Here is a 1802-nt window from a genome sequence, read left to right on the forward strand (position 1 = left end):
CATGGAATGGCACGCCCCATTGCCTGATGATTTTGTGGAGCTCATCCAAGCCTTAAAAGACGATTATGCGTTGTATAAAGATCAGCTAGATTATTGATTTTTTAATAACAATACTGCTCCATAAAAATAGAATTATTATTCAATTTATTAAGGAGCAGTATTGTGTTTAAACATATTTATCGGCTAATAGCAATGATGCTTTTCCAATACCATAAAGTGGCATTGATACAAATTTTGTTCATCAATATCAGAATATTTTTCTAACTGTAAACTCCAATTTTCTTCATCAAACTCAAAGAAAGTATCCCCTTCAATATTAGCTTGAATTTCAGTGAGATAAAGCATGCTCGCTTGTGGTAAAGCTTGTTTAAATAACTCTCCTCCACCAATAATCATTATCTCATCAACATTTGCCAAAGTTTTGGCTAATTCAACCGCTTGTCCAAGGTTTGATGCAGAATAAGCCCCCTCAACTTCAAATCATGAACGCGAAAGAATGATATTTGGACGTTTCGGCAGCAGTCTTCCGATAGATTCATAGGTTTTTCTCCCCATAATTACAGGCTTGCCCACCGTGTTTTGGCGAAACCACGCAAGATCCACTGGTAAATGCCAAGGCATTGCGTTGTCCTTACCAATAACGTGGTTCAATGTTCTTGCTACAATAATGCTAATTTTCATACATCCCCCCGCAACCTCCAGCCCCAAGAAACTGGATTATGCGTAACATAAACAAATTAAGTGGCGTATTCTACCTGAAAATATTTATAAAATCGCATTTTAAGCATATTTAGCAATGTTCACTTTATTTTTTAACAAAATCAAACCACAGGCTTTTGACGATAAAATAACAATCCTGGCAATGCCAAACCAAATACAATTGCCCCGAGAATAAAGGTAGTATTCAAAAATGCACTGATTGCATTTTCAAACCGAATTTCAGAAAAACCAAAATGGTGAAGTTGCACCATCCCAATCATTGCTTTATAAGCATAAACACCTGGGATCATCGGAATAATCGCCGCAACGGTAAAAGCTTTTGGGTGAGCCAGATAACGATGCGATAGATGCACACCAATAAAACCAATCACACAGGTCGCCAAAAAAGTTGCAAAAACGACGGGGATATTGATTTGTAGTAATAGTGTACGGGTAACGTGCCCTAATGCTCCTAAAATTGCACAATATTTTAATGCTTTTATAGGCGTATTAAACACCAATCCAAACCCAATTGCGGGAATAGCAGCAAAGAACATATCGTCTAACAAGCTGAATATAAAATCCATTTTAATGCCCCCAAGCCGAAATATTCATCACGCTTAACGCAAATACAATTCCCAAACAAGCCCCAAAAGTGAGAATAGTAGCAATGGTCCAGCGTCCGATGCCCATATTGATATATCCTTTCAAAATATCCGCTAGCGAATTGATAAGCGGAAAACCAGGTACAAGCAATAAAACGCTGGAAGCTAACGCCACTTGCGGATCGTTTCCCCACTGATATTTCAAGCTTAACCCCGAAATCAGCGACGCAACAAAAGAAGTCATTGCAAAGACAATCAATGGATTATAATGCCGTTTCGATAAAACTTGCCGCACAAACATTCCCACTGCAGAAGCGAAAAAAGTAATCACACAAATCTCCCAATCGCCCCCTGAAAGATGAGCAAAAGAGGCACAAGAGAGCCCGATCATTCCCACCACTAGCATTGGTGGATATTTCAGCGGTTTTAATCGATTCAACTTTTGTTGCACCATCTCTAAATCATACAGTTTATGCTCCACCGCAATCACAATCCGTT

2 protein-coding genes and 1 pseudogene are annotated in these 1802 nt (G+C 38.7%); all 3 read right to left on the reverse strand.

Annotated features, from left to right (window positions below; genetic code table 11):
* Nucleotides 1–183: 183 nt before the first annotated feature.
* Nucleotides 184–681, reverse strand: a pseudogene (gene folA, locus KH943_RS10035) (type 3 dihydrofolate reductase).
* A gap of 140 nt (nucleotides 682–821) precedes the next feature.
* Nucleotides 822–1286, reverse strand: coding sequence for a threonine/serine exporter family protein (locus KH943_RS10040; RefSeq protein WP_304110437.1), 465 nt, complete (start codon nucleotides 1284–1286; stop codon nucleotides 822–824).
* A gap of 1 nt (nucleotide 1287) precedes the next feature.
* A partial coding sequence (locus KH943_RS10045) for a threonine/serine exporter family protein (RefSeq protein WP_304110438.1) occupies nucleotides 1288–1802 on the reverse strand: 515 nt, incomplete at its 5' end.

The sequence above is a fragment of the Haemophilus parahaemolyticus genome (assembly GCF_018373095.1).
Taxonomy (GTDB): Bacteria; Pseudomonadota; Gammaproteobacteria; order Enterobacterales; family Pasteurellaceae; genus Haemophilus_A; species Haemophilus_A parahaemolyticus_A.